Source organism: Peribacillus sp. QJM3NY_7 (assembly GCF_056173225.1).
Genome location: NZ_CM149663.1, coordinates 1,031,044 through 1,056,161 on the forward strand (window position 1 = coordinate 1,031,044; position 25,118 = coordinate 1,056,161).

Annotated in this window: 17 protein-coding genes; 16 read left to right on the top strand and 1 reads right to left on the bottom strand. The window is 37.3% G+C overall.

What is annotated here, in order from left to right:
* Nucleotides 1-84: 84 nt before the first annotated feature.
* The 11 genes from tpx (at nt 85) to AC0VX1_RS04935 (ending at nt 14,551) form a co-directional block, all read left to right on the top strand.
* Nucleotides 85-615 (top strand): thiol peroxidase, encoded by a 531-nt coding sequence (tpx, locus tag AC0VX1_RS04885; RefSeq protein WP_283930081.1) that lies wholly within the window; start codon nt 85-87, stop codon nt 613-615.
* Nucleotides 616-1,172: 557 nt separating this feature from the next.
* On the top strand, nt 1,173-1,838 hold the full coding sequence (locus AC0VX1_RS04890; RefSeq protein ID WP_230134720.1) for a GntR family transcriptional regulator: 666 nt from the start codon (nt 1,173-1,175) through the stop codon (nt 1,836-1,838).
* A gap of 341 nt (nt 1,839-2,179) precedes the next feature.
* On the top strand, nt 2,180-3,577 hold the full coding sequence (locus AC0VX1_RS04895) for an NCS1 family transporter (RefSeq protein ID WP_413009331.1): 1,398 nt from the start codon (nt 2,180-2,182) through the stop codon (nt 3,575-3,577).
* A gap of 133 nt (nt 3,578-3,710) precedes the next feature.
* Entirely contained in the window at nt 3,711-5,093 is a 1,383-nt protein-coding gene (allB, locus tag AC0VX1_RS04900; RefSeq protein WP_475470159.1) for an allantoinase AllB, read from the top strand.
* A gap of 167 nt (nt 5,094-5,260) precedes the next feature.
* Entirely contained in the window at nt 5,261-6,016 is a 756-nt protein-coding gene (locus AC0VX1_RS04905) for an IclR family transcriptional regulator (protein ID WP_034314964.1), read from the top strand.
* Between the two features lie 979 nt (nt 6,017-6,995).
* Nucleotides 6,996-7,820, top strand: coding sequence for a transketolase (locus AC0VX1_RS04910; RefSeq protein ID WP_413022542.1), 825 nt, complete (start codon nt 6,996-6,998; stop codon nt 7,818-7,820).
* Between the two features lies 1 nt (nt 7,821).
* Nucleotides 7,822-8,769: a transketolase family protein gene (locus AC0VX1_RS04915; RefSeq protein ID WP_475470161.1), complete on the top strand. Its 948-nt coding sequence runs from the start codon at nt 7,822-7,824 to the stop codon at nt 8,767-8,769.
* Nucleotides 8,770-8,802: 33 nt separating this feature from the next.
* Complete coding sequence (locus tag AC0VX1_RS04920; RefSeq protein ID WP_413022544.1) at nt 8,803-10,257, top strand: four-carbon acid sugar kinase family protein; 1,455 nt, start codon at nt 8,803-8,805, stop codon at nt 10,255-10,257.
* Nucleotides 10,258-12,015, top strand: a complete 1,758-nt coding sequence (locus AC0VX1_RS04925; RefSeq protein ID WP_413022545.1) for a thiamine pyrophosphate-binding protein — start codon at nt 10,258-10,260, stop codon at nt 12,013-12,015.
* Nucleotides 12,016-12,158: 143 nt separating this feature from the next.
* On the top strand, nt 12,159-13,097 hold the full coding sequence (locus AC0VX1_RS04930; RefSeq protein WP_057275700.1) for a sugar phosphate isomerase/epimerase family protein: 939 nt from the start codon (nt 12,159-12,161) through the stop codon (nt 13,095-13,097).
* A gap of 203 nt (nt 13,098-13,300) precedes the next feature.
* Complete coding sequence (locus tag AC0VX1_RS04935) at nt 13,301-14,551, top strand: allantoate amidohydrolase (RefSeq protein ID WP_413022547.1); 1,251 nt, start codon at nt 13,301-13,303, stop codon at nt 14,549-14,551.
* A 337-nt stretch (nt 14,552-14,888) separates the two neighbouring features.
* On the opposite strand, the gene AC0VX1_RS04940 is transcribed toward AC0VX1_RS04935, so the two are convergent.
* On the bottom strand, nt 14,889-16,541 hold the full coding sequence (locus AC0VX1_RS04940; protein ID WP_475470165.1) for a PucR family transcriptional regulator: 1,653 nt from the start codon (nt 16,539-16,541) through the stop codon (nt 14,889-14,891).
* 979 nt (nt 16,542-17,520) lie between these two features.
* Between AC0VX1_RS04940 and AC0VX1_RS04945 the strand changes: the two genes are divergently transcribed.
* The 5 genes from AC0VX1_RS04945 (at nt 17,521) to AC0VX1_RS04965 (ending at nt 24,361) form a co-directional block, all read left to right on the top strand.
* Complete coding sequence (locus AC0VX1_RS04945; protein ID WP_413009339.1) at nt 17,521-18,873, top strand: allantoinase; 1,353 nt, start codon at nt 17,521-17,523, stop codon at nt 18,871-18,873.
* A 255-nt stretch (nt 18,874-19,128) separates the two neighbouring features.
* Nucleotides 19,129-19,893 (top strand): (S)-ureidoglycine aminohydrolase, encoded by a 765-nt coding sequence (allE, locus tag AC0VX1_RS04950; protein ID WP_063577190.1) that lies wholly within the window; start codon nt 19,129-19,131, stop codon nt 19,891-19,893.
* A gap of 110 nt (nt 19,894-20,003) precedes the next feature.
* Nucleotides 20,004-20,387, top strand: a complete 384-nt coding sequence (locus AC0VX1_RS04955) for a cupin domain-containing protein (RefSeq protein WP_194719361.1) — start codon at nt 20,004-20,006, stop codon at nt 20,385-20,387.
* A 204-nt stretch (nt 20,388-20,591) separates the two neighbouring features.
* Nucleotides 20,592-21,896 carry a uracil/xanthine transporter gene (locus AC0VX1_RS04960; protein ID WP_475470168.1) on the top strand — a complete coding sequence of 435 codons (1,305 nt, stop codon included), beginning with the start codon at nt 20,592-20,594 and terminating at the stop codon, nt 21,894-21,896.
* A gap of 290 nt (nt 21,897-22,186) precedes the next feature.
* Complete coding sequence (locus AC0VX1_RS04965; RefSeq protein ID WP_475470170.1) at nt 22,187-24,361, top strand: malate synthase G; 2,175 nt, start codon at nt 22,187-22,189, stop codon at nt 24,359-24,361.
* The last annotated feature ends 757 nt before the right edge of the window (nt 24,362-25,118 follow it).

The window sequence follows — 25,118 nt, forward strand, 5'->3', positions numbered from 1 at the left end:
ACCACATAATTTATGGCTATACTACTTATCGTTGAAGATAACTTTTTTTAGAAGAATTGCTAAGGTAATAGGAGGAAAAATAATATGTCTATAGAAAGATCAAGTATAGTAACATTTGCTGGAAATCCAGTTACGTTGATTGGGAGTGAAATTCGTGTTGGGGATAAAGCGCCAAATTTTGAAGTGTTAGCAAACGATCTCTCAAAAGTTACACTTGAAGATTCAAAAGGGAAAGTCCGCCTTATCTCATGTGTTCCCTCTCTTGATACAGGAGTATGCGACGCACAAACACGGCAATTTAACCAATCAGCTAGCAATCTAGGAAATGATGTAGAAGTGTTAACAATTAGTGTAGATCTTCCATTTGCACAAAAAAGATGGTGTGGAGCAGCAGGAATAGAAGAAGTCCAAACCCTTTCAGATCATTTTAAGATGTCATTTGGAACAGCTTATGGCACATATATAAAGGAACATCGTTTAGAATGCCGTGCAGTATTCGTTGTGGATGAAAATGATATCGTACAGTATGTTGAATACGTTCCGGAAATTACGGAACATCCGAACTATGAAGCAGCTATAAAAGCAATTAAATCATTTATAAAAGTTAAAAAGTGATAAAAGTAAGCAATATACACCTTGTTTAAAGATCCTAAGAAGTAAAATGTTACTGCATTAAAATCTTTTTTCTCAGCAGATAGGCTGCCTTTCAAGGTCAGCCTCTTCTCCTATATGGTTATTAATAATGGGGTGGTGAGGTGCAAAAGTTGTTATTACCTTAAAGGAATAGGCTTAAGTTAAAAAATTGCATCCTGCTATAATAGTATTTATTTTATGTTAATAAGGAGTAAGGAATATTCTGAATTTTACAATTTTTTGTTGAAAAACTAAATTAGTGGTGATAGTATAAAAATGTAAAATATAGAATAAAATGCTACATTTTACTCACTTATTGAAACAATGTTGCTTATTGAGGGACAGGAAGGGCGGCTAGATCTTTTGAGATTTGGCAATGTTCCTTGAAAACAGACAGATTGAAGCATTTTAAACAACTTAATTTAAATGATCAATCATATAAAATTTAGTACAATAATCCAGTTCAAATTTTTTTACCCAGTATTGTATACAATACTGCATTCAATTTTGATTTCTTCATTGAGGGGAGGTATAAAGGGTTGAATAGTTTAGAAATGGATATCTATAAAAAAATCAAGCAAGCAATTATCCAGCAAAAGCTTCGGCCAAATATGCAACTCATAGAAAAGGATCTTGCTGAATCGTTTGGCGTAAGCCGTACCCCTGTTCGAAATGTTCTGCGCAGATTGGAATATGAAAAATTAGTGAAAATTAAAGAGCATAAAGGTACCTTTGTCTCCTGTTCAACAATTGAAGAAGCAAAAGAAGTATTTGAAATGAGGAGAATCTTAGAAGGGGAAGCAGTGCGAAGAGCATGCAGACTCTATAATGAGGAACAATTAAAAGAACTAGAGACTCTGGTAGAAGAAGAACGACATATTTATGGTAGTCTGGATTTTTATGAATCTTTAAAAGTCTCTGGGGATTTTCATTTGAAAATAGCTGAAATCGCAGGGAATTCGTATTTTTATCAATATCTGGAAGACTTGATTTCCCTAACTTATGTGATTATAGCAATCTATGGAAGAGGTAAAATGGAAACATGTGGTTCTCACGATCATTTGCAAATTTTTAATGCCATTAAGCAAAGGGACGGTGATCTTGCAGAACGCTTATCTCTCATCCATCTTAGTGAAATTGAGTCGAATCTTCATTTTAATGAGGAATTACAGATCTCTTCCTCCTTGTCAGATATATTTCTTTAATTGTAATTTGATATACAGTTAATGAAAGCGCTTACCATTAGGGTTTTTAAGGAGGTGATACAGCCCTTCGAAAGCATTTTCAGATTTAAAGTGTTGTCATGTGGTTTTTTTTTGCAAATTCAAAGAAACGACGTTGCTTAATACGCGACAATACATCGAGTGATGGAAAATAGTACTTTTAACAAAACAAATTCGCATTTTAATTCCTGTGAATGATGAACGGAAAAGACCACTTAGAAGGAAGTTTGTAACATATCATAGCCTTGGCAAACATCTAAGACCTAACTTGTTAACCAATGCATTAAAATGCGGCAAACAATAAAAAAGGGGTTGGATGTATCATGTCTACAAATTTAGAAAGTTACGTTCCACAAGAAACGCAGATTCAACATGATACGGGTGTGGATGAATCACTTAATCCGAAAACCGAGGAAGGTAGGACGGTAAGTCCGGTAGACTATATTTTCATGTGGGTTGGTGACGGTGTTAATCTAGGTAATATGACGCTTGGAGCGAGTATGATTGTAGCGGGAATCGCTACGTTAAACATCTTTCAGACATTTGCCGCAGCTATCATGGCAATTGGTATCATTTCAACTGTTTTTGCTTTAAATGATAGGCTCGGATACAGAACGGGTATCCCCTATGTTGTACAGCTTAGAATGTCCTTTGGCCTGAAAGGTTCCGTAATATCATCACTGATGCGCGGTATTCCCGCCATCGTTTGGTACGGTTTTCAAAGTTGGATTGGCGGTACTGCCTTAAATGAAATTGCGAAGATTGTGACGGGTGGAGCCTTTGATAATGTTGCCATTTGCTTTGTCGTGCTGCAGTTAGTGCAAATTGGACTTTCGCTGTATGGATTCCATGCCATTAAATGGGTGGAAACGCTTGCCTCTATTGTTATTGTACTTGCGCTTCTCTATGTATTTGGCGTTCTACTAACCTCCTATAGCGATGTTATTGCAGAAAAATGGGTTCATGCAGAAGGATCATGGGGCTTACCTTTCTTTGCATTGATCATGATGTTTATGGGGAATTATGCGGCTATCTTTTTAAGTGCAGCGGACTATTCAAGAGAGCTAAAAACCGGTATTAGCGACAAAAAACGCGGGTTTTTGTACTTTCTTCCTATTTTAACAGCGTACGGCTTGACACTTACAATCGGTGGAATGCTTGCTTCCGCAACCGGCATCAACAATCCTGTAAAAGCATTTGCGGTCGTGGTGGATAACTCGTATATTACCCTCTTTGTATCCGCATTTATTGTTTTGGGTGCGGTGGCAGTAAACATGGTTGCCAATATCATTCCGCCAACCTATGTTATTACATTGCTTACAAAAATGAAATATAAACCTGCAGTTACCATAACCGGACTGCTTGCATTTTGTTCATTCCCTTGGGTTCTTGTGCAGGATTCTTCGGCAAAGGGTCTTGGAATCTTCATTCTTATATATTCCGCATTTTTAGGACCGATTGTTTCTATATTATTAGTCGAATATTATATATTAAGAAAGCAGAAGGTGAATGTTGCAGATTTGTATAAGGAAGACGGTCCATTTGCCGGGTATAATCCAGCAGCGGTGCTTGCATTGCTAATCGGCGCCGGTGCAGCCTGTTTGAAAGTGGAGCTGGCATGGATTATCGGCGTTGTTGTGGGAGGCAGTGCATATTTGCTTTTGATGAAATTTGCATTTAAAGATTCAAAATTCAAAAAGGGTACAATTTTTGAAAAGTAGACTTGTATTTCTATGTTTCCGGGGGCTATTCTCTCTGTCTATTTATAATGGATTGATGCAATCTGAGGAGGAAATGAACAAGGCAATTGAACAATGTTAATATACTGAAAATTGCAAAAAAGGGGTTGGGAGAATGAAGTTTGATTTAGTTATAAAGAACGGAAATGTAGTAATTGAGGATACAGTGGAACAACTAGATATCGGTATACTTCACGGTAAGATTGCAGAAATTTCAAAAGAAATAACCGGAGAATCTGCTGAAATCATTGATGCTGCTCATCAATATGTCATGCCTGGGATGATAGATGCCCATGTCCATATTTGCGAACCAGGCAGAACGGAGTGGGAAGGGTTTGTAACAGGAACTCAAGCACTGGCTGCAGGAGGGACAACATCATTTGTAGATATGCCATTAAACGCTTTGCCGGCAACGACTACAAAGAGTTCACTGCATTTAAAATTAAGATCTGCTGAAAATAAGGCGTATGTTGATTATGCTTTGTATGGTGGATTAGTTCCTGATAATCTCCAAGATTTAGAGGACCTTTCTAACGAAGGTGTTGTTGCTTTCAAATGTTTTATGGCAACATGTGGCAGTGAGGAAATTGGAGATTTTAAAAATGTTGATGATTTTACTCTATATCAAGGTATGAAAAAACTATCGGAATTGGGGCATATTTTATCTATACATGCTGAGAATGCAGAGCTTACCGATAAACTGGCAATTGAAAAGAAAAAACAAGGGAAGACAACAGCAAGAGATTATGTAGAGTCCCGCCCCATTTTTACTGAGGTTGATGCTGTAAAACGTGCTTTGTTATTGGGTAAAGAGACTGGATGCAAATTGCATTTTGTTCATATTAGCAGTGAAGAGGCTGTGGAAGAAATCCTTAAAGCACGTAAACTAGGCCAAGAGGTTACGATAGAATCGTGTCCTCACTATTTCACGTTGGATATGGAAACTTTTGAAAGGATAGGACCTGTTGCGAAATGCGCCCCGCCGCTTCGTACTAAAACAGAACAAGATAAATTATGGGAAGCACTTAAGGAAGGGAAAATTGATATCCTGGCCTCAGACCATTCCCCATGTCCTCCAGAAATGAAGCAGAGCAACACCAATAATATGTTTGAAGTGTGGGGAGGGATTAGTGGCTGCCAAAATAATGTTGATTTAATGTTTGACGAGACTGTTAAGAAACGTGGGGTTTCTGTAAGTGATTTTTCAAAGATGATTGCGACAAAACCTGCAGAAATATTTAACTTAAGAAATAAAGGAAGCATTAAAGTTTCCTATGACGCTGATATCATTCTTCTTGATCCAAATAAATCATACACCATTCAGCCAGAAGATTTGTATTACCGTCATCAACAAAGCCCTTATGTTGGAAGAAAGATTAACTGTCGAGTGACGAAAACGTTTGTAAGAGGACAACTAGTATTTGATTTTGAGAAAGGGATTGTAAGTCATCCAATTGGGAAGTTCATTTCGGCAAAAAATAGTATCGTACAAGCATAAAGTTATGTAAAGAAGGTTGACCCAAAAGGGCACTTGAGTTGCCCTTAATGGCGTCATACCTTCTTTTTTGGTTTATTTTTTGACTGGTATTATGTCTGGGTATTGCTCTTGTGGTAAGATAAAGAAACAGGATCAGTAATATAGGATTTAATCGGAGGTTAATATAAATGGTTAAGTCAGTAGATAGGGCATTAACAATTATTTCATTAGTGAGCAAGCGTAAAGAAGGGATTGGGGTTACTGAGCTGGCCTCCAACCTAGATTTAAATAAAAGCTCTATATTCAGACTATTAAGTACTCTTGTAGATCATGGATTCATCGAACAAAATCCTGAAACTAAAAAATATAGATTAGGCTATAAATATTTAGAATTAAGTTCGATGCTGCTTGAATCTATTGACTTGAGAACTCAAGCTAAACCATTTCTGGAAGAGTTAGAATCACATATTAATGAAGTGATCCACTTGACCGTATATGATCAAGGAGAGGTAGTCTATATTGAAAAACTTGAGGGAAGTGAAACCCTTAGAACACATTCACAAGTAGGGAGACGAGCCCCAATGCATTGTACGGCAGTTGGGAAGGTAATCTTGGCCCATCTGCCATTAAATGAGATCGTAGATATAATTGACAAGCATGGTTTACCAAAACATACTGAACAAACGATTACCGATAAAGAATCCTTTTTTAAAGAATTGGGAAAAATAAGGAATGAAGGTATTGGTAGGGAAATTGAAGAAAATGAACAAGGAATCACCTGTATTGCAGCGCCAATTTTTGATAATCGTAAGAAAATTACAGCTGCTGTTAGTATATCAGGACCAAGCATCCGAATGACTGAAGAAAGATTAACTGAAATTAAACCAATTATAATGGATATTGGTAAAAAGATTTCCAAGAGGCTTGGTTACACGGATAATTAAATAATGTGAAAAAGAATTGGTATAATGCCAATTCTTTTTTTGTGTACAAAAGGGGTTCGGGATTTTTCCTTCCTTATCAAATTTATCAGGTGGAAAAGGCTTCTTTCCATGGTTTGTCCAATCCTTGATTTAATTCATTTGAAGGCATCCTACCTCTTAATACAAACCTTTCACCAAGTCATAAATGAAAGTGAAATCAATGGCAGCCTCCATTTTACGACTAATGGTTCGGTGGCACCAGTTGATCTAAATAATCATTTCAAGTTGATCTCGCTGAATGGAATCATGTTTCGAAAGCATCCTCATCACCTCAAGTATTAATACTTCTATTTTAAAACAAATATGACTCTAGGCAAAAGTGTTCTATCTAAAAGGTAAGACAAAGTTGATTGGAGCGGGTGTTCGAGACTCCTGCTTAGAAAAGCGCGTCTAGGGGAGACACCAAAGGCGAAAGCCGAGGAGGCTCCCCGACCGCCCGCGGAAAGCGAGTGCCTTACGTTCCAATATACGTCAAATTGTACAAGCCAAAAAAATAGACAAACTCGATTTTCATCGAGTTTGTCTACAGTCTGAAAGAATTGGTTTAAGATCAATTCTTTTTTTTGTAGACAAAAGGGGTTCTAAAAAGTTAAAACAAAGTTGATTGGAACGGAGGGTGCGATACTTCTGCTGGAAAAGCGAGTGCCCGGAGAGGAGAACGTTCAAATTGTCTACAGTCTGAAAGAATGTTTAAGACCAATTCTTTTTTTGTGGAAATTTATTGAATCAAGTTTATCTTTGAATAGGAACTTTGGTGTTTTGCCCTACGAAAATTTTTATAAAAAATTTAATGGTAAAATACTTGAAATATTCAAAAAACGGTGATAATATCAAAATAAGAAACAAGGTTAGTTAATAAGCAACAGATTACTTATTTTTATTTTTTAACCATTTAATGAAACAGCGTTGCTTATTGTGCGACTAAAAGGAGGAGTAAATAGTGGATTTTTCTAAAGAGAAAGGCGAATTTTATAATAATCTAACGAAAACGATTCGCCGGCACATAGTTAAAATGACGAACCATGCTGGAAGTGGTCATCCTGGTGGTTCTTTATCGGCAACTGAATTAATGTCCGTCCTATTTTTTGAACACATGAATGTTGATCCTGACAACCCAAATTGGCAAGACCGAGATTGTTTCTTCTTATCTAAGGGGCATTGTACACCTGTATTTTATTCAGTATTAGCTGAAAAAGGTTTCTTCCCGGTTGAAGAATTAATGACATTCAGGGATGTTGACGGTAGGTTACATGGACATCCATGTGGAGAGCATATTCCAGGTGTAGACATATCTTCAGGATCACTTGGTCAAGGATTATCGGTAGCTAATGGTGTTGGATTAATTGCAAAACTGGATGGCAGCAATAGAAGATCATATTGCATGATAGGTGATGGTGAATTACAAGAAGGTCAAGTTTGGGAAGCGGCAATGACAACTGCACATTACAATCTTGATAACGTTTGTGCGATTATCGACTGGAACAAAATTCAACTTGATGATTTTGTTGAAAATGTAAAAGGTTTAAAAAATCTTGGTGATAAATTTAGGGCTTTCGGTTGGCACGTCGTTGAAATTGATGGTCATGATATTCATGCAGTTAATGAAGCGTATAAAGAAGCTAAACGCACTAAAGGCAGACCTACTGCAATTCTAGCTCATACGGTTAAAGGCAAGGGAGTTTCATTTATGGAAGATACCCATGAATGGCATGGAATGGCTCCGAATGATGAGCAATTAGAAATCGCTTTAAAGGAGTTGGCTTAAGATGGCAAATCAAGAAGCACCACGTAAAGGTTTTGCTGATGCACTAATTAGACTTGGAGAAAAACATGACAATTTAGTGGTACTTGACGCGGACTGCGCAAAATCGAATATGACAAATCTATATAAAAATAGATTTCCAGAACGCTTTTTCAACATTGGTATTTCTGAATGTGATTTAGTAGGTACCGCAGCCGGTATGGCAGTGGCGGGTAAAGTACCATTTGCCAATGCTTATGCAAACTTCCTTACTGGGCGCGCATTTGATCAAATGAGAATTTCGGTATGTTATTCAAATAACAATGTGAAAATTGTCGGTCATAACGCTGGTACATCAGCTGCTCAAGAAGGTGCAACACATTTACCGCTTGAAGATATTTCTTTAATGCGCTCACTTCCACGTATGACGGTAATTGTTCCAGCTGATGCGGTTGAAATGGAAAAAGCAGTAGAAGCTGCTTATTACCATGAAGGACCAATTTACCTCCGTGTTGGCAAATTACCAGTACCGATCGTTACCAAAAAAGAAGAACCATTCAAAATAGGTAAAGCAATTAAATATCGTGAAGGATCAGATATAACAATCATCAGTACTGGGATAATGCTTGATGAATCACTAAAAGCAGCAGGTGAATTGGAAAAGCAAGGTGTAAGCGCCGAACTTTTACACATCCATACAATTAAACCTATTGATAAAGAAGCCATTATTGCATCTGCTGCGAAAACAAAACATGTCATCACAGTTGAAGAGCATTCAATTATAGGTGGATTAGGTAGTGCTGTTGCTGAAGTATTATCGGAAAACCGACCAGCTAAATTAAGAAGAATCGGTACAAATGACCGTTTTGGGGTTTCTGGAAAAATGGATGAATTACTTGATTTATTTGAATTAAGAGCACACCGAATTATTTCTACTGCAAATGAATTATTAGGGCATAGAGTAACTAGCTAATCACATTTTTAGATAATGAAAGGGGGAGGGTTTTTGTCAAACGCAACCCAATATCTAAGTTTAAAGGATACTTTAGACCTCTTCTCTAAATCGGATGACAGCCTTCGTGCTGAAATCAAAGCTCATTTAAATCAAACAAAACATAAGTTTATCGTTTTAGATGATGATCCAACCGGTGTCCAAACGGTACATGATATTTTTGTCATCACGGACTGGGGAAAAGACTGGATTAAAAAAGGATTATCTGATGAGAGAAGTGTACTTTATATTTTAACAAACACAAGAAGTTATAATGCAGAAAAGACGGAAAACATCAATAGGGAGATTGTCCAAAACATTGTTGACGTTACTAAGGAAATGGGAATCAATTATTCAATTATCAGTAGAAGTGACTCAACATTAAGAGGGCATTATCCACTTGAAATTAATGTGCTCCAAGATGAATTATTAAAAACTGCTGATGTACAAATTTCAGGTCATTTAATCATTCCGGCTTTTTTTGAAGCACATCGTTACACCATAGATAATATTCATTATTTAGGTGTGGACGGCCAGCTTGTCCCAGTAAATGAAACAGAATTTGCGAATGATTCCGTTTTCGGTTTCAAAACCGCTAATTTGCCAAAATGGATTGAAGAAAAGACAAATGGAAGCGTAGCTTCAGAGTCAGCATTGATCATTTCACTGGAAGATATTCATGATGGCGGCATTGATAGAGTTTATGAGATATTACGATCTGCTAACAATAATGCTCCTATTATAGTAAATGCTAAATCTTATTATGATTTGGACATCGTATCATTAGCTGTCCTTAAAGCAATTGATTCTGGCAAGCAATTCTTGTTTAGAACTGCAGCATCTATTGTAAAATCGATTGCGGGAATTCATGATCGTCCATATTTATCAGCTAATGAGATTGTTTCAAATGATGAAAGCCAAAACAATGGTGGCTTTATTATAGTAGGTTCTCACACGAATAAAACTACGGAACAAATTAAGGAACTAATGAGTAAATACCCGATTGAACAAATCGAAATGAGTGTTGTGAAAGTTCTAAATAAAGAAACAAGAATTGAAGAGCTAACACGAGTATGTCAATTAGTAGATCAAAATATTTCTTCTAATCGCGATACGCTTGTATATACGAGTAGAGATTTAATTAGTGCGGAAGATAAGGAAGAAAATTTAAAGATTAGTCAAACTGTTTCAAGTTCTTTAGTTAAAGTTATTCGCTCACTAAAAGTAAAGCCGAAATTCATCATTGCAAAAGGTGGCATAACTTCGAGTGATGTGGCAACTGACGGCTTAGATATTAAATATGCAAAAATTTTAGGGCAAGCGATCGCCGGTGTTCCAGTATGGTTAACCGGAAGTGAAGCTAAGTTCAAAGATACACCTTATATCGTATTTCCGGGCAACGTTGGGGATAAAGATTCAATTGCTCAAATCTTTGAAAATATAAAAAAGGATCAAAAGGGAGAGATATAAATGGCTAAACAAAAAATGACAGCTGCTGAGTTAATTGCCTTGTATTTAGAAAAAAGAGGGGTAAAACATGTTTATGGTGTACCGGGAGCTGCGATTTTACCATTCTATGATGCAGTAAAAGAATTAACTAAAATTGAATCATATATTGTTCGTCACGAACAAACGGGTGCCTTCATGGCTGATGGTTATTCAAGAGCAACTGGTGAAGTAGGCGTATGTGCTGCCACATCAGGGCCTGGCGGAACTAACTTCTTAACTGGCCTTTACGGTGCATGGATGGATTCCATTCCAATGATAGCCATTACCGGTCAACAAAAAAATAGTTTAATTGGAACCATGCAATTCCAAGAAGCGCCTATCGTTGAAATGGCAAAGCCTGTAACGAAAGCTGCATACCGTTTAACTGACGGTTCGAAAGCTGCTGAATTTATCCATGAAGCATGGGTAACAGCTACTACTGGCAGAAAGGGTCCAGTTCTTCTTGATTTACCAGTTGATCAACAAAAAGTTGAAATAGAAGTCGACTTAGATGTACTTATCGGTTCTACTCCAGTCGATAACTTACCACAAGCTTCTGACGCTGATATAGAGAAAACATTGGAATTATTAAAAGATGCTAAAAGACCGGTCTTACTATCTGGTGGAGGGGTCAACATTGCTAACGCTACCATTGAATTGAAAGCGTTAGCTGAAGAACTGCAAATCCCTGTAGTAACTTCTGGCATGGGGATGGATACCTTCCCTAACGATCACCCTTTATTCGCTGGACGTATGGGAACGATGCTTGATACTCCATTCGGTAACAAAACAATTGTTGAAGCTGACTTAGTAATCAACCTTGCCGGACGTTTCGCTGACCGTTCAACTGGTAATGTTTCTGTATTCACACAAAACGGTAAGAAAATTATCCACGTAAATCTTGATAATAAGGAAATTGGTAAAGTTGTACCAACGATTTTAGGTATCGTTTCTGATGTTAAAACATTCATGGTTAAACTTGCAGAAGCCCATAAAGCACTTGGTGCTCAAGTAGCTGCAACTGCCGAAGTAGGTACTAGAGTCAACTTAACTGAAGAGCGTAAGAAATGGGCACGAAAAACGGATTACACAACACTTCCAATCAGACAAGAACGTGCATTGCGAGAACTTCGTGAATTCTTAGATCGAGATGCCTTCGTATCTCATGACTGCGGTATTAGCCAAATCTGGTCTTCTCAATTATTTGAAACGTATGTACCAAGAACTTACTTATTAACTGGTGGTGCGGGGACAATGGGTTGGGGCCTTGGTGCAGCAATGGCAGCGAAACTTGCATTTCCTGAAAGACAAAGTGTAAACATCCTTGGTGATGGAAGCTTGGGGATGTCATTACAAGATATTGCTACAGCTGCAAAGCATGATATTCCGGTCATTATTTTCTGTATGAATAACTCATTAATGGGATTAATTCGTCAACAACAAAACTGGTTCTATAATGGACGTCAAATTTCTACGGACTTAATTTTCAAAAATGAATTATGTGATAATGAAGAGCGCGGAATCGACTTTGTTAAAACGGCTGAAGGTATGGGTGTTCGTGGTGAGCTTGTTACACATTATGATGATATCAAACCAGCTCTGCAACGTGCAGTTGACTCAGGTAAACCATATTTAATCGAAGTTATAGTTGATCCAGATCCTAAGAACGCATGCGAATTCTCTAATAACGGTGCACTTAACGGCTTCAAATACTCAGAAAAGATTGATTATTCTAAATAATCATCACTCTTGATGGAAGTGTTTTTTGAAGCAATGGGATATAACCTATTGCTTCAAAAAACATATTAGTAATGAAAAGCAGTCTTGACTGTACTTAAATAATGGGTTCATTAAAGGAGGGAAGCCGAAAAATCGGCGAAACAATGTCAGCAAATCTTCATAATTCTATGAAAGTCGGAATTGTTCACTTCATGGCTTATCCGGAAACAATGGGTGGAGATGGCCCAGCTGTTGAAACAATTAAGAAAATTGTACAAGATGATTTTTTCTCTGGAATTGAAATTACATCTATTAACAATCCTGAAGAACGTAAAGAGGCTGCTCAAATTTTACAATCCGGTGGAATGAATGTAGGATTTGGTGCACAACCGATTCTATTAAGAAACAAAGGAAACCTTAATTCTTTTGATGAAGCTGAGCGTAGAAGGGCTATCGATTTAGTAAAAGGCGGAATTGACCAGGCTTACGAAGTAAATGCTGCTAAACTTGGTTTCTTAAGTGGGGCTAAACCAGATACTCAACAAGATGTTGCCTTACAATTACTAACGAATTCAATCAAAGAATTATGCGATTATGCAAAATCTAAAGGTGATTTAGTACTCTCACTTGAAACATTTGATGATGAGACTGATAAGAAATGTTTAATCGGTTCGAATAAACTTGCTGTTGAAGTTGCAAAAGAAGTTCGTAAAGTAGATCCCACTTTCGGTTTAATGCTTGATTTAAGTCATTTACCAATGCAGCGAGAAACGTCTCATGATGCATTAACGTTAGCTCGTGATTATATTAACCATGCCCATATCGGAAATTGCTATATTAAAGATACTTCTGATCCTGCTTACGGCGATCAGCATCCGCGTTTCGGATATCCAGGAAGTGAAGTTGATGTTCCTGAATTAGCGGAGTATTTACGATCTCTATTAGAAATTGGTTACATCGGTGAAGGTATAAAGAATATAGTCGCTTTTGAAGTAAAACCTGTCGGTACAGAATCATCTGATATTGTAATTGCACAGTCAAAACGTACTCTCGTTGATGCATGGTCATTATTACATTCAAAAAAAGGGCGTTTAGTTAGTTAGCCTATATATATGTACGATATGTATTAAACGGTGACAAGTGCTTTTGCTTGTCACCGTTTAATCTAACTTTTAATTAGCTTATCATGCAGAATTCCTATTGAGCAAAGACTAAATAAAGTGTTAATATGACTTTGCATATTAAGTAACTGGATTTAAATAACAAAAATTTCACTTAGAGATTAAATTGGCAGGGAAGTGATCGATTGGTTAAACTTCAGAAGGATGTTGATGCTATAAGAATCAACACTAGAACCGAAGAACTTGCTGCTTGTTCATCCACAACTGTTGGTGTCACTAGACTACCTTTCACAGTGGAAAGTTTAAAAGCAGAAAGTCTAGTTGAAGAGTGGATGAAAGCAGCTGGGATGACGGTAAGAAAAGATGCTCTTAATAATATAATCGGACGTTATGAAGGGAAAGATCCAACAGCTCCAGTCTTAATGATTGGTTCACATTTAGATAGCGTGATTGAAGCAGGTAAATATGATGGGATTCTAGGAGTTATAACTGGAATAGAAGTTGTTCAAACTCTTAAGGATAATGGCATTATATTATACAATCCAATCGAAGTGGTAGGTTTTTGTGATGAGGAAGGAGTAAGGTTTCACTCAACTTTCCTTGGTAGTAAAGCGATTGCAGGAACTTTTACTGCTGAAGATTTAGAAAGAGCAGATGAACAAGGAATAACAATTGCTGAAGCGTTAAAAGGAATTGGTATTGCTGACCCATATGCTTATAAAGACGCTAGTCGTACTCCAGAAGAACTTCTCGCTTATTTGGAACTTCATATCGAACAGGGGCCTGTGCTTGAGAAGGAGAATGAACCTGTCGGTATAGTTCGTGGGATTGCTGGTGCTACAAGATTTTATTTTGAAATTATCGGGAAACCTGGACATGCAGGGACAGTTCCTGTTGCCCTTAGACAAGATGCGCTTTTAGGAGCTAGTGATCTCATTTCCTACATTGAGAACATCGCTATCCAAAATGAACCATTAGTGGCGACCGTCGGAAAACTTACTGTAAGTCCGGGTGCTAGTAATGTAATACCAGGCCTTGTAACAGGAACGCTGGATATCCGTGATTTAAATGTGGATCGTAAGAAAAAAGCCATTGATGCCATATTAACTGAAGGTGAAAGAGTAGCAAAAGCTAGAGGACTCCAAATTCATTTTGAACAGGTCATGGAAGCTGATCCTGTATACTGTGATGAACAATTGATTAAAGTAATCGAGGAGTCCATTAGCGAATTGGATGGCAGTCCTATCAGTCTTGTAAGCGGTGCTGGTCACGATGCGATGGCTATGGCGGAGGTAACGAATGTTGCAATGATTTTCGTTCGTTGTAAAGATGGTCTCAGTCATCACCCAGATGAATTCGTGACTGTAGAAGATATGGGTACAGGAGCTAGAGTCCTTTACTCTACAGTGATTAAGATAGCCACAAAACAATATTGAGGAACTTATAAGTTTTAGCTATCAACTAAAAGAGAACTTACAAAAAAACTCGTGATCCGACTGTATCGGAACACGAGTTTTTTCAAAATGAATACATTTCAATTATAGGACAAAGATCCTTCATTCGATGAAACAGTCATGCGTATCGACAATGATCCAATGTAATAAAAGGAGTTCTGTATGTTCATAAAAAAGCCACTGAAATTCCTGGATTCCTCCATAATCCAAGACACTTCCAGAAAAAAAGGTCGAGATTTACTCTTTATATTGATCTCTGTCTGCGTGGAGCAGTTTACCTTCAGTCAATATCTGCTTTAGTAGTGATTACAATAACTTATTAATCACTATTACCCCTGAAAATTGAACTCATGAGTAAAGCTATACGTAAATGAAGTGAGTTTTTTGCATCATGAACGGAATAATTCAACATGTCCTCACATTTGGCAATTCGGTATTTAACGGTATTACGGTGAACAAACAGTTTCCTGGATGTAATTGCAAGTTCACAATTATTATCCAAATATACCAATAAGGTATTAACTAAGTCTTTTTCATCTTTATTTTTCGGGTAGGATAAAGAACGTAAAGTATTTTCATAAAATTTTTTTAAATCTTTTTCGGGAATTAACCGAATCAGTTCGATTAATTGCTTGGTCTCGTAAAAGTTGATAAATTTATTTTGAAACAGTTCAGCCCCATTTGTCCATGCTTCCACTGCCTCTTCGTATGTAAGGTGGATATAGGTAAGGTCATTAGAAAAGTTTCCAACTCCAAACGACAACGAAATTTTTAGATTTGAATAAGCCTCATTCTGGAACTCCTTCAGCCTTTCTTCTATTATGCTTTTAATCGAATCATTAATATTCAGAGGAGCTTGCATCAAAATAACAAAATATCCATCTTTCATAAAAACGATGTTGTTAGTATCTATTTTTAAAAATGATTTATGTAAAAATTTATATAAATAGTCGTATAATCTATTCATTATGTCTGAACTTTTTTGTAAAGCGTTTTGTTTATCATCATCAATCTTACATACAATGCATACATATTTCATATTGTCGATTAAGCCATGCTGTTTTCCCCTATGAATAATTTCTTGTTTGTTAGAAATCTTTCCATCAACAAGGGAAGCAAAAAAGTTATTTTCTAACAAACGACTGTTTTCTCTAATAGCCTCGTTTTTAAGCAGCGTGAATGAAATGACTGTTGATGCTTGTTCTATAGCTAATTGTGAAGATGGGTATGAAAGCTTCTCAGGATGAAGAATTAATAGAAAATAGGGATAGGGACGCATTGTTTTCACCCGAAACATTTTTATAGAAATGTCCGTATTTTGGATGTCGATAGTAAGCTGGTTTTTCTCTAGGTATGTTTCTATATCACGTTTAATTTGTTCTTGAACATTTTTCATAACGATTTTCATATTTCCTGTACGAAAATGATGAGAAAAGGATGTCACATCACCAATAGGATCAAGTAGGAGAACAGGACATTTTAATAGGGAGCCAAGATTTTCAATTAAAGAATTCAGACTGTAGCCTTTTATCATCATATTGGTAAATTCCTTGTGAATATGCATCGCATAGAATAACTCTTCAATTTGGTTATCCCATATAAAGCTTAATAATTGATGAGCAACCGCACCTAATGTTAATGTCTCTGGAATTTGAATAATTGGAAATTCTAATGATTCGGCCAATTCGATTACATCCTGCGGGATCTCATCAATGAATCTTTTAAGTTTAATGGCAATCCCTGCACATGGAAGTTCATTAATTTGGGAAATGAGATTGCATAATGCATGGGGGTCGTTTTTAAAAGCGTATCCTGTTGTCAATAATAGGGAGTTCTTAGCTAAAAAATTGATGGCATCTGGTGTTTCTGAAATCTCAATTGATTCTACTTTCCTTTTAAGTCCAGCATGTCCAGCAATAATTTTGGCTTCTTGAAACACATCAACGATAAATAAATCTTCTACCTTTTTCATCATACACCTTCTAATTCTACATTTTGTCAGTTTTTATTACTAGAAAGGGAAGCAAACGAATCTTGTTAAATTTGGACAAAAATTTAAATGGAAATTGTTTACATCGCATAATGATTTTGTGAATGAATCCGCTTATAATCAATTGTATAGAGGATTGAAGGTTAATGAAACTGTTTTCAAGATTTTTTTTTACATTCCATAAATCCCAAGTTCTTATTATATTTAGAAACTATATTTATATTTTGAAGCGTATACAATCCGCCAGTTCTCTATCATTTTTCTTTGGTAGGATGCTCGCATTCGTTCATCTATATTGTTTTTGTTTAAGGCTGTTTTCGCATACTTTGTTGCTATTTACGAAGTGGTGCAGTGTGGTTGATTTCCCCTCCAGGTGCTCGCTTTCCGCGGGGCGGGCGGTGAGCCTCCTCGGCGTAGACGCCTGTGGGGTCTCACCTGTCCCGCTGCTCCCGCAGGAGTCTCGCACTTCCGCTCCAATCAACCTAAAATAGTTTCGTTTTAAAAACAACAATCTTTACGAAAAGAGCCTTGTTTAAAAAGCGCAACAGGAACGAGAGGATGTGGTTAAAGGGGCTTAATTGATGGAAACGTGAAATAGTCAGGGAAAGAGTCCCAATATTAAAAAAAAGGATCAGTGTTGACGGCCTTGGTGAGGGTGCCGTACAAAACCAGATAACAGCCAAGGCTGCGCATCTCGCTTCCTGTCTTCATAAAGGTGGATGCGATTAAGTTGGGGAAATGGATTGTACGTTTCATTCCAAAATTGCTTGATAGAAGTTTTAGCGGAATCTACTAAATCTCAAAACGATGTTCAGAAAGTAATAGTTGTATTTAATTCGGAATATATACGATTTCAGTTGTAGAAAGCAAGATGTTCGTTTCTTCATTATGCAACTTGTAAAAGAGGATTCTCCTTAAAGGTTTTTATAAAATTTGATTTCCCACAGAAAGGAATGAACCTATGGCTACATATGATTTAATCATTAGAAATGGAAATCTTGTAATGTTTGATTCAATTGTTCAAGGAGATATTGCAATTAAGGAAGGGAAAATTAAAGAAGTGACTATTGGCAAAAATATTGATGCTTTAGCAACAAGAGAAATTAATGCTGAGGGGCAGCACATACTCCCAGGATTAATTGATACTCATGTTCATTTCAACGAGCCAGGCAGAACTGAGTGGGAAGGTGTTCAAACTGGCAGCAGAAGTTTAGCGGCAGGTGGGGTGACAACCTATTTTGATATGCCATTGAACAGTACACCACCAACAATCAATAAAGAATATTTGGCATTAAAGAGAGCTTGCTCCGAAGAAAAGTCGGTAGTCAATTGCCGCTTTTGGGGTGGACTTATACCGGAAAATATTGAGAATATTAAGGAACTTGATGAAAATGGAGTAATTGGATTTAAAGCTTTTATGTCACCGAGCGGAATTGTCGATTTCAATCATGTCGATGATATTACGATTTTTAAAGGGATGAGAGAAATTGCCTCTGTAGGTTCACTTTTAGCCGTTCATGCTGAAAGTACAGTGATTTGTGATCAGCTTGCACAAGAAAAACAAAGACAAAAAAAGACGACTGCAAAAGACTTCGTCGAATCTAGACCGATAATTTCCGAAATTGAAGCGGTAAGAAGAATCATTTCATATGCAGAAGCCACAGGGTGTAAACTGCACATTGTTCATGCGAGCAGCCGCAAAGTAGTGGAAGTCATCAATCAGGCAAAGCAAAGAGGCCTGGATATTACGGTAGAAACATGCCCTCATTATTTATCTTTGACATTAAAAGACTTAGAGGAAAAAGGCGGTTTGGCAAAATGCTGCCCTCCACTGCGTGATGATGAAGAAGTAGAACAATTATGGGAAGCTGTAGCAAACGGTGAAATTGACGTAATAGCATCCGACCATTCACCAGCACCTGCCTCTATGAAAGAAGTAATAAATGATGACTTTTTCAGTGCCTGGGGCGGGATTTCCGGTGCCCAATCTACGCTCAATATTATGTTGACAGAGGGGCATTTCAACCGTAATCTTCCTCTGGGGAAAATTGTTGAATTAACATCAACGAATCCAGCTAAGTTATTTGGCCTTTATCCCCATAAAGGGATAATAGCCGTTGATAGCGACGCTGATCTGGCGATAGTTAATCTGAACAAAAGCTTCGAACTTAAAAAGGAAGATTTGTTCTACCGCCATCAGCAGTCGCCTTATGTTGGCAGGACATTCAAAGGGCAAGTAACAACAACGATCGTCAATGGGGATATTGTTTTTGAAAATGGAAGTATTGCCACTGTGGAAAAAATTAAAATCTAGGATTGTTAAGCATAAAGGACTGGAGAAAATCTTTTTATCTATAATGAACAAAAATATAAAACGTTTTTATCGATTAGGCATAAAGACTAATTAAATGAAAGCAGTTAATATTTATATAAGGGACTTAATTGTTTCTAACACAAGCTAATAATATATGAAAAGAAGCTACAATTATAAGTTGATTAATAGCGGGAAATGGGCACACCATGAGTCACATATTTCAAATAAAATACGATTAAAAGGAGAGTTTAAAAGATGGGTTATCCTAAAGATTTATTAGCAAGCAGATCAATAATTGAGCACGGTAAATATGCGTTAATTGCACCTGAAGGATTGGTTAATAATGTTATTCCGGGATTTGAGAATTGTATCATTTCCATTTTGGGTTCTCCCAAGCTTGGAGCAAGCTTTGTCGATTACATTGTGACAATGCAAAAGGATGGAAAGAACAGCGAGGGGTTTGGTGGACAAGAAGATGTTGAGACATTTGTCTATGTTATTGAAGGGAAAATAAAAGCTGCTGCAGGTGAACAGGAGTTTGTCCTCGATGAAAGCGGTTATTTATATTGTCCGCCCGGAACAAAGATGTATTTAGAAAACCAATCGGATGGAGATTCTAAACTATTCCTATATAAGCAAAAGTATCGTCCGCTTGAAGGACGGAGGCCATGGGTTCATTCAAACCATGCGAACAACATTGAATTCAGGATTTATGATGATATGCATAATGTCCATCTTAAGGATCTTTTGCCTGCTGATATAGATTTTGATATGAATTTTCACATTCTTTCCTTTGATCCCGCTGCATCTCATCCGTTCATCGAAACACATGTGCAAGAACATGGAGCCTACTTACTCTCGGGAGAAGGGATGTATAACCTGGATAATCAGTGGGTTCCTGTAAAGAAAGGGGATTACATTTTTATGGGTCCATATGTACATCAAGCAGCCTATGCGGTAGGCAGAGAAAGTTTAACATATGTTTACTCTAAAGATTGTAATCGTGATGCATCCTTGTAAAAGGTCACATCATATAGAAGAAATGAGTAGATGACAACTTCAAGAGATTTAATGCGGGCAGAATTGTATTTTAGGGAGATGACCATTAAATATAAAAGAGGTGCTGAGGTATGGACCAGAATGTAATTTTGAACAAAAAGTCGATAATAGAGGAAAGAGTTTTTGAAATCGATAAAATAGCAAAATTCGATTCTAATGCACCACAAAAAAATTATTTCTATGAAACGGATAAAACTGTTGGGGCAGTTTGGTGTCTTGAACCTGAGCAGGAAGTATATTTACATTCCCATTCGAATGTTGATGATATTTGGGTCTGCATTGAGGGGGAAGGAACATACTTCCCTGACCTAGAGAATGAGATCACGATCAGGAAAGGAATGGTAGTATTAGCCAAGCCTAATCAAATTCATGGAATGCGAAATACAGGAAACAGCCGATTCATGTTTGTAGGCTTTGCTGCAGGGGCATTGCCTATGGATATAACAAGATATTAAAAAAATGCTAAGTTTATTAAACATTACAAAATAATTTAAGTTTCTTCTTTTAAAAAACAAAAAAGTGATTAAGGCGAAGCGATTGTAGTGAAGACAGCGCTTCGCTTATATTTTTATTGTTTTGTAATTTCTACGATTGGCTTCCTTAAAAACTAGAAAACAGATTTTATAAAAATCCAGAAATCGGAAATGGTGATGATTAAGATGAAACAGCAAGGAGTTACTGTAACATTATTCTCCTCTTTACAGTGGCTTTTTTTTATTTTTGCCAATACGGTTGTCGTACCAATTTCTGTAGGAGCAGCATTCCAGCTTCCTACAGAAACAATTGAAATGACGATAAGGTGCTCCTTTATCTTTACCGGAATATCCTGTATTCTGCAGGCATGGGTTGGGCATCGTTATCCATTATTGGACAGCCATTCAGGGCTAATGTGGGGTCTGATGATAAATATGGGCATCTCTGCATCTGCACTCGGATTGGATTTTGCAACCGTAGGGGGAGGAATTGCAACAGGTATTTTGCTGGCTGGAGCTGTAACCGTACTGCTTGCGGCATTTAACCTGATTTATATCATACAAAAAGTAATTAAGCCGATGGTGATAAGTGTTTATATATTTTTACTGACCTTTCAGCTCATCTTTATTTTCTTCAAAGGTATGTTTAAAATAACCGAAAGTGGAACAATTGATCTCCCTGTCAGTTTGTTTTCAATCTTGATTGTCATCTTCGTTGGCTTTTTAAGGATTAAAGGAGGGAAAATACTAGGCAATTTCTCAATCCTGATCGGAATTATCGTAGGGTGGTCATTATATCGAATTATTTTCCCTTCAGATCTTCCGACGGCTAGCTCTTCAGGTATGGCATTCACTTTCTTTCCCCTTGGAACTCCAAACTTGAATATTGGTATTATTTTTGTTTCCTTTTTTGCTGTCCTTTTGAATTTAACGAATTCTTTCGCTTCTATTCAAGCTGTTGCAGATGTTTACAAGGAAAAGGTGGAACATAGTCAATACAGGAGATCTATTTTTGTAACAGGTATTTTTGCGTTTATCACTTCGATTTTTGGCTTGGTCCCTTTTACACCATTTACATCTACGATAGGTTTTTTACAAAGTACCAAGTTATTCAAACGAAAGCCATTCATTATAAGCGGATTTTTGTTTACTCTCCTTGGAGTTATTCCTCCATTAGGGAGATTCTTAGGAACAATACCATTAACAATAGGTAACGCTGTTTTATTTGTCGCATACCTTCAATTGTTCGGGACCGCATTAAACAGTCTGAAAGGTACGTTATTCAACTCTGAAACGATACTCCGTTTAGCAGGGCCGGTCCTAGTTGGAGTTAGCATTATGAACATCCCGCCAGCATTATTCGGCAGTGTACCTGTCCTCTTGCAGCCTTTCATTACAAATGGTCTCATTATGGGTGTCATTATATCGATCTTTTTGGAGAAATTCATTAATTGGAATAAATTAATGAATAAGTTGGAGGTCGGGCAGTAACCGATCTATCTACCTGGAAATGGAAACACAAAGTGATTATTTTTTAAAAAATGGGCTTTCATTTTGCGAGTGAAGAAAAAAAGGTGTTCATACCATACTGACTATATTTGACATCTCTAACGATAAACTTGAAATTGATTATAAGAAAACAAAACAATAAATTTGAGAACTTGAAATCGAAAACAAACTAAGTATTGAACCCGTTCAAAGGGAGGAGAGATCACCTGGTTTAAGAAAATTATCTCGGCGTATGCCGGGAGTCAAACTAATTTTTAGAGGAGGAATACATCATGGGAGAATATGTGAAAGTAGGTAATCTTCAAGTGGCTTCGGTACTTTTTGAATTTATCAATAAAGATGGGCTGCCTGGAAGCGGACTGAATCAGGAACAATTTTGGGTTGATTTTGAAAAATTGGTACATGACATGTCTCCAAAAAACAAAAAATTATTGGCTCGTCGTGATGAAATTCAAACCAATATCAATACATGGCACAGGGAAAATAAAGAGATGGACTTTGCTGAATATAAAACATTTTTACAAGAAATTGGCTATCTCGAACCTGAAGGAGAAGACTTTCATATTACCACAGAAGGGGTAGATGATGAAATTGCCTTCCAAGCCGGTCCGCAGCTAGTTGTCCCGGTTGATAATGCTCGTTATGCTATTAACGCTTCAAATGCAAGGTGGGGAAGCCTTTATAATGCCCTATATGGTACAGATGTTATTAGCGAAAAAGAAGGAGCCTACCGAGAAGGGAGCTACAATGAAGTACGCGGTGGAGAAGTCATTTCATTTGCAAAGGATTTTCTTGATCAAGTAACTCCTTTAAAGGATCATTCACATAAAGACGCCGTGAAATATACAGTAGTAGATGGGAAATTAGCTGTTACACTCAGAAATGGAGAAATTACGAGTTTAGTAGAGGAATCTAAGCTAGTTGGCAATCAAGGTGAATACGGAAATCCATCGGCGATTTTATTAAAAAATAATGGGTTGCATTTTGAAATTCAGATTGATAGAAGTCACCCGATCGGTAAAAAAGATAAAGCAGGCGTTAAGGACGTTCTAATGGAATCTACCCTTACGACCATTATGGATTGTGAGGATTCTGTTGCGGCAGTGGATGCTGATGATAAAGTCCTGGTCTATCGAAATTGGTTAGGTCTTATGAGGGGGGATCTGGCTGTAACTTTCAAAAAGGATAATAAAATGATGACACGTACAATGAACCCGGATCGTTTATACAGGGCACCAAATGGAGAAGAATTCTCTTTACCTGGCCGTTCACTTATGTTTGTCCGTAACGTGGGACATTTAATGACCACAAACGCAGTCCTGGATGCAAATGGTGAGGAGATTCCTGAAGGGATTATGGATACAGTCATGACTAGTTTACTTGCCAAACATTCCTTGTTGGGGAATGGTAAATATCAAAATTCATCTAAAGGATCAGTTTATATCGTTAAGCCAAAAATGCATGGATCCGAAGAGGTGGCTTTTGCCAATGAGCTCTTTGATCGTGTGGAAGACATGCTTGGTCTACAGCGAAATACACTGAAAATTGGTGTTATGGACGAAGAACGCCGAACTTCATTGAACTTGAAAGCTTGTATCCGCCAAGTTAAAGAAAGGGTGGCATTTATTAATACAGGGTTCTTAGATCGAACGGGAGACGAAATTCATACTTCTATGGAAGCCGGACCTATGATCCTCAAAAATAACATGAAAGGATCAAAATGGCTACAAGGTTATGAAAAATCGAATGTCAATGTAGGTCTAGCAACCGGTTTTCAAGGTCGAGCTCAAATTGGTAAGGGAATGTGGGCAATACCTGACATGATGGCGGAAATGCTAACGCAAAAGATTGGCCATCTGAAAGCGGGGGCGAATACAGCATGGGTGCCTTCACCGACTGCAGCGACATTGCATGCTCTTCATTATCATCAAGTGGATGTAAAAAAGGTGCAAGATGAGTTGAAAAAGAATCCAGTAAATTTACGTGATGATATTTTGGAAATCCCGGTGGCTCAAAACCCCGAATGGAGTCCGGAAGAAATTCAGCAAGAGCTGGATAACAATGCCCAAGGTATCCTCGGTTATGTTGTACGTTGGGTAGAACAAGGAATTGGTTGTTCCAAAGTACCAGATATCAACAATGTAGGGTTGATGGAAGACCGTGCCACACTAAGAATTTCGAGTCAGCATATCGCTAACTGGCTTCACCACGGAATTTGTACAAAAGGACAGGTTTTGGAGACTTTACAACGAATGGCTAAAGTAGTGGATGAACAAAACAGTGGAGATTCAGCCTATCAATGTATCGCGGATAATTACGACAGCTCAGTGGCGTTTCAAGCGGCATGCGACCTAGTGTTTCAAGGCTATAACCAACCAAGTGGGTATACTGAGCCTATCCTGCATCGACGACGCATTGAAGCGAAGAAAAATAAGTGTAAACATTAAGTGATTTCTGGGTCTTCAGACCAACCAGGATGCAATGTTATTAAATTCATGAGGCTCAACATAGTGTCATATCTTAACTTCTACCAGTGATTCATACGGGGCTTCGGATTAAAATAAGTGATTAATCGATAAAATGGGGAACAAGTGATCACGATTACTTGTTCCCCATTTTGGTCTAATTCTTTATAAATAGAAAAAAAGCAAATAAAACATATGTGAATTAGATGTAACAAGATTAGACATCATCTTTTTAGGTTCGCAGTCCATCAAAAGTTAATTTGGCCGGCATAAGTAGAACTAGTATCTTAATTTATCAAAAAACACCAGTGAAATATGATAAGGCGCTGATATAACAAAAGTTCTTTTGATCATAGAAATCTGTATATATATATACATTATTGGTTGTCTTTCAGTTGGTTATTTTGCACAAAAAAACACCAAAATACTAACAGAATTGTCAATGAAGTTAAAGGCGAAAGCAAGTAAAATAATAGATGACATAAATTTTGTGAATGTTCATGACATCAAAGGCTATTGCGAAGGGAAGCGATAAGATGGGCAATCAAAACGAAATATTAATAGATGAAAAGGATGATGTTGCGTTCGATGATAGAATGGTTAGCATTTTTCGGGGCAACAGAGAGTAATGGAGTGACCCGGATATTATATTCCAAGGAAAGGATGAGCACTCAGCAGGCAATGAAAGCTGAGGATGGGAAAAAACTTACTACATATTTTGATAGTGTATGGGGCGTCC

Coding starts and splice junctions, on each gene's coding strand:
- tpx (WP_283930081.1), top strand. CDS start 85: ATGTCTATAGAAAGATCAAGTATAGTAACATTTGCTGGAAATCCAGTT.
- AC0VX1_RS04895 (WP_413009331.1), top strand. CDS start 2,180: ATGTCTACAAATTTAGAAAGTTACGTTCCACAAGAAACGCAGATTCAA.
- allB (WP_475470159.1), top strand. CDS start 3,711: ATGAAGTTTGATTTAGTTATAAAGAACGGAAATGTAGTAATTGAGGAT.
- AC0VX1_RS04905 (WP_034314964.1), top strand. CDS start 5,261: ATGGTTAAGTCAGTAGATAGGGCATTAACAATTATTTCATTAGTGAGC.
- AC0VX1_RS04915 (WP_475470161.1), top strand. CDS start 7,822: ATGGCAAATCAAGAAGCACCACGTAAAGGTTTTGCTGATGCACTAATT.
- AC0VX1_RS04925 (WP_413022545.1), top strand. CDS start 10,258: ATGGCTAAACAAAAAATGACAGCTGCTGAGTTAATTGCCTTGTATTTA.
- AC0VX1_RS04930 (WP_057275700.1), top strand. CDS start 12,159: ATGTCAGCAAATCTTCATAATTCTATGAAAGTCGGAATTGTTCACTTC.
- AC0VX1_RS04940 (WP_475470165.1), bottom strand. CDS start 16,541: ATGAAAAAGGTAGAAGATTTATTTATCGTTGATGTGTTTCAAGAAGCC.
- AC0VX1_RS04945 (WP_413009339.1), top strand. CDS start 17,521: ATGGCTACATATGATTTAATCATTAGAAATGGAAATCTTGTAATGTTT.
- allE (WP_063577190.1), top strand. CDS start 19,129: ATGGGTTATCCTAAAGATTTATTAGCAAGCAGATCAATAATTGAGCAC.
- AC0VX1_RS04955 (WP_194719361.1), top strand. CDS start 20,004: ATGGACCAGAATGTAATTTTGAACAAAAAGTCGATAATAGAGGAAAGA.
- AC0VX1_RS04960 (WP_475470168.1), top strand. CDS start 20,592: ATGAAACAGCAAGGAGTTACTGTAACATTATTCTCCTCTTTACAGTGG.
- AC0VX1_RS04965 (WP_475470170.1), top strand. CDS start 22,187: ATGGGAGAATATGTGAAAGTAGGTAATCTTCAAGTGGCTTCGGTACTT.